Here is a 4,140-nt window from a genome sequence, read left to right as displayed (position 1 = left end):
GACAGCTTAGACCAACGCCTAGCGACGTTACCCAGCAGCTGCGCTAGCCCCGAATATGTTATCAGCACCGTTGATGCCGAAGCCAAACATGCCATTGTGGCCTATATCGCCGAAGCCATGTCAGCACAGCAGGGTGAGAAAATCACCATCGATGGCTTTCGGATTGAATTCGAAGCCGGCTGGGGGCTGGTGCGCGCCTCTAACACAAGCAATGCAGTAAGCCTGCGCTTTGAGGCAAATAACGATGAGCTGCTAGAAAAGCTTAAAAAATTGTTTAAAGCTGGCCTTAGCCGTGCCGACGACAGATTATCTATTCCGTTTTAAATGTAAGAAAATTATGTCTCTAAATTCTGAAAAAGCTAAACTCACCGCTGAAGTGCTATCAGAAGCACTGCCCTACTTACAAAAATATGCTGGCAAAACCTTTGTGGTTAAGTATGGCGGTAATGCGATGACTGATGACACGCTAAAAGCCAGCTTTGCACGCAATATTGTGCTGATGAAGGCGGTTGGCATCAACCCTATTGTCGTGCACGGCGGTGGCCCACAAATTGGCGAACTACTCGCGCGCTTAGACATCGAAACCGAATTTATTGACGGTATGCGGGTGACCGATAGCGCCACCATGGACGTGGTAGAAATGGTGTTAGGGGCTAACGTGAATAAAAGCATTGTCAATTTGCTTAATCAACACGGTGGCAATGCGGTGGGCATCACCGGTAAAGATGGCAAACTGATTTACGCCAAAAAAATGACCCTCACCAAAAAAGCCACCGCGCATCAGCCCTCTGAGATTATTGATATTGGCCATGTCGGCGAAGTGGCAAGCATTGACACCTCATTACTTGATGCGCTTAGCCAAGGCAACTTTATTCCCGTCATCGCACCGATTGGCGTGGACAAAGACGGTAATTCTTACAACATCAATGCCGACTTTGTGGCCGGCAAGCTCGCTGAGGTATTAAATGCCGAAAAGCTAATGCTGCTTACCAATGTTGCTGGCTTACTCGATAAGCAAGGCAATATCTTAACTGGCCTCAGCACCCGCGAGGTTGATGCCTTAATTGACGACGGCACCATCTATGGCGGCATGCTACCAAAAATTCAGTGTGCGCTAGATGCGGTGAAATCTGGGGTAAAACGCTCGCATATTGTTGATGGTCGGGTGGCCAATGCGGTGCTGCTAGAAATCTTTACCGATACTGGGGTGGGCACCTTGATCACCAATGAGGCGATTGTCGCATGAGCACGCGCCAGAAAGGCCAGCGCCGGCAAGAAATTTTGCAGTCACTCGTGAGCATGCTTGAACAAAGCCCTGGCGCGCGCATTACTACCGCTAAGCTGGCGGCTGAAGTGGGCGTGTCCGAAGCGGCGCTGTATCGTCATTTCCCAAGCAAAAGTAAAATGTTTGAAGGGCTCATCGAATTTATTGAAGAGGCCATCTTTAGCCGCATTACGCTGATTCAGCAAGAAGATAAACCGGCTATCAAACAGTGTGAAATGATGCTTAGCCTGCTGCTAACCTTTGTTGAGCGCAACCCCGGCATAACTCGCCTGCTCACCGGCGATGCACTGGCCGGTGAAACCGAACGCTTACGCGAGCGCATTGCACAGTTTTACAACCGACTGGAAACCCAGCTCAAACAAACCTTACGCGAAGCCGAAATGCGTGAGGGCCTGCGCCCGGTGCTGCCGGTTGCCGATGCCGCCAATCTATTACTCAGTGCTGCCGAAGGGCGAATTATGCAGTTTGTGCGCAGCGACTTCCAGCGCCCTCCCACGGCCGGCTGGCATGCCCAGTGGGAGGTATTAAGCCATGGCTTTTTCCGTAAAACCATGTCGCTAAAAAGCTAAAATTTAGAACGTTTTTTCTAATTTTTTAGGCTAAGTTAAGTATTATGCCATGTGCTTATTGGCATTAAGCTGCATGGCACTGGCAGCTGACAATATACGAACAGCACACTGAAAATAAACTGACAATACGAACAGTACACTAACAATATGCTGCTAATACGCTGCCAATACGCGTGAGAAATTCGCATGGTCATCAAGCAGCAGCGCTAGCTGTATACACTGTGTTAATGTTCAGCCAATGGCTAGTTAATTAATAGCTTATGCCAGTTGATGCTGAATGCATAAGTAAGCACAGCATTGACACACAATTGAAACACAGATTAAACCAAAATTATAAAGCCTGTGTTATTGCATAAAGAGGCGCAGCACAAAAACTACGCTATAAATAACAAACGATATAAATAATAACGCTATAGAAGCAATAAGAGTCGTTTCACCTGCCGAGGCCAAAGACCGATTATGATCAACGATATTGACGAGCCACCCAAGCCCAGCGGCGAGCTGGCGCTACAAACGCTTGCGATGCCCAAAGACACCAACTCAGCAAACGATATTTTTGGTGGCTGGTTAGTTTCACAAATGGACTTAGCCGGCGCTATTACCGCCTCGCGCGTGGCCGACGGGCGCGTTGCCACCGTGGCGATTGAAAGCATGAGCTTTATGATTCCGGTGCAGGTGGGCAATGTGGTGAGCTGTTACACCGAAGTGATGAGCATCGGCCGCAGCTCGATCAAAATGCAAATTGAAGTGTGGATCGATAGCCTGGCCGGCAACGAGTTTAAGCAAAAGGTGACCGAAGGCACGTTTATCTTTGTGGCGATTGACGAATCAGGCAATACACGCGCGATTGCCTAAATAGCTGCCTAGCTATTTATATAAACAGTCACCAAAACAGTTAAGCAAGTGACTGCCTAAGCGGCTTTCTAATTGATTATCTAAGCAGCTGCCTCAGCTAGCCATCGCAAGAGCAGATTACTGGTAAGGAATTTCGCGCGCTTCCAGCAAGGCTTTTTCCGACACTAAATGGTATTGCCGCGCGCCATCGGCAAAAGCCTTATATGAGGCATAGACTTTTTGCGCCAGAGGATCATCCGCAATCATCTCGCTAATCACCGCATCGCTGGCTGCATGCAGTTCAGCCAGCACCGCATCGGGCAAGCGTCTAAACTCCACCCCATGCGTCTCAACCAGCTCAACCAAGGCCTGATGATTACGTGCGGTATATTCATCTAACATCGACTGGTTGGCGGCTTTTGCGGCAACCTCTACAATCGCCTGCAAATCAGCAGGCAGCTGATCGAAGGCCTGCTGGTTAACCATCATCTCGATGGTTGAACCCGGCTCGTGCCAGCCAGGATAGTAATAGTATTTTGCCACTTCATGAAAACCCATCGATAAATCGTTATAGGGGCCAACCCACTCCGTCGCATCAATCACCCCCGTTTTTAGTGAAGTATATAATTCACCGCCGGGAATATTCACCGCCTGCCCGCCTAAACGGGTAAACACCTCACCAGCAACACCCGGAATGCGCATAATAAGGCCCTGCATATCGGCGACGCTGTTGATTTCTTTATTAAACCAGCCCGCCATTTGCACCCCGCTATTGCCGCCTGCTAAGGGCTTGATGCCAAACGGCGCATACACTTCCTGCCACAGCGCCATACCATCGCCCTGATACAGCCAGGCATTCATCTCTTGGGCGGTCATACCAAAGGGTATGGTGGTAAAGAATACCGAGGCAGTCGTTTTGCCTTTCCAAAAATAAGCACCCGAATGCCCCATCTCAGCACTGCCGTTAGACACCGCATCAAACACGCCTAAGGCCGGCACTAACTCGCCCGCCCCTAATACTTTTATATTGAGGCGGCCATTGCTCATGGCATAAACATCTTTTGCAAAGCGCTCGGGGGTTGTGCCCAAGCCAGGAAAATTTTTCGGCCATGAGGTTACCAGCTTCCATTCAATAGTAGCAGGCTGTGCAGTCGCCGATGCTGGCTGCGCAGCAGCATCAGGCACAGCACCATCGTTTTCAGCACGCTCAATCACCCAGCCGTAACCTAACAGCACCAGCAGCGCCAGCAATAATAAAATCACCAAGGCTTTAATATCAAACGCCGGGGTTTCTGAACTCATGTCAATATCCTTATAACACCTCTAAGGGTGCAAACTGCAGCACCAACCACTTACTGCCCTGCTGATCAAAATTCACCTGCACCCGCGTACTGTTACCGCTGCCCTCATACTGCAGCACCACACCTTCGCCAAACTTTGGATGCATAACGC

6 protein-coding genes are annotated in these 4,140 nt (G+C 49.6%); 4 read left to right on the top strand and 2 right to left on the bottom strand.

Annotated elements, in window-relative coordinates; all coding sequences use genetic code 11:
- The 4 genes from HRU21_11805 to HRU21_11790 form a co-directional block, all read left to right on the top strand.
- A partial coding sequence (locus tag HRU21_11805) for a phosphomannomutase/phosphoglucomutase (GenBank protein NRA42974.1) occupies positions 1-324 on the top strand: 324 nt, incomplete at its 5' end.
- 13 nt (positions 325-337) lie between these two features.
- Positions 338-1,246: an acetylglutamate kinase gene (argB, locus tag HRU21_11800; GenBank protein NRA42973.1), complete on the top strand. Its 909-nt coding sequence runs from the start codon at positions 338-340 to the stop codon at positions 1,244-1,246.
- On the top strand, positions 1,243-1,854 hold the full coding sequence (slmA, locus tag HRU21_11795; protein ID NRA42972.1) for a nucleoid occlusion factor SlmA: 612 nt from the start codon (positions 1,243-1,245) through the stop codon (positions 1,852-1,854). Before argB ends, slmA begins: the two co-directional genes overlap by 4 nt.
- Before the next feature lie 462 nt (positions 1,855-2,316).
- The gene (locus HRU21_11790; GenBank protein NRA42971.1) at positions 2,317-2,709 is read left to right on the top strand and encodes an acyl-CoA thioesterase; all 393 of its coding nucleotides are present in this window, start codon (positions 2,317-2,319) and stop codon (positions 2,707-2,709) included.
- 117 nt (positions 2,710-2,826) lie between these two features.
- Here the strand turns inward: HRU21_11790 and HRU21_11785 are convergent, their stop codons facing one another.
- Positions 2,827-3,990, bottom strand: a complete 1,164-nt coding sequence (locus HRU21_11785) for a TRAP transporter substrate-binding protein (GenBank protein NRA42970.1) — start codon at positions 3,988-3,990, stop codon at positions 2,827-2,829.
- 10 nt (positions 3,991-4,000) lie between these two features.
- Positions 4,001-4,140, bottom strand: a 140-nt coding sequence (locus HRU21_11780; GenBank protein NRA42969.1) for a hypothetical protein, incomplete at its 5' end; no start/stop codon positions are given.

It is taken from the genome of Pseudomonadales bacterium, assembly GCA_013215025.1.
Taxonomy (GTDB): Bacteria; Pseudomonadota; Gammaproteobacteria; order Pseudomonadales; family DT-91; genus DT-91.
The sequence above is the reverse complement of the archived record's forward strand: the minus strand, read 5'-3'. Positions and strand labels throughout refer to the sequence as shown.

Bases quoted from the DNA above. Each gene is read 5' to 3' on its own strand.
- argB (NRA42973.1), top strand. From the start codon at position 338: ATGTCTCTAAATTCTGAAAAAGCTAAACTCACCGCTGAAGTGCTATCA.
- slmA (NRA42972.1), top strand. From the start codon at position 1,243: ATGAGCACGCGCCAGAAAGGCCAGCGCCGGCAAGAAATTTTGCAGTCA.
- HRU21_11785 (NRA42970.1), bottom strand. From the start codon at position 3,990: ATGAGTTCAGAAACCCCGGCGTTTGATATTAAAGCCTTGGTGATTTTA.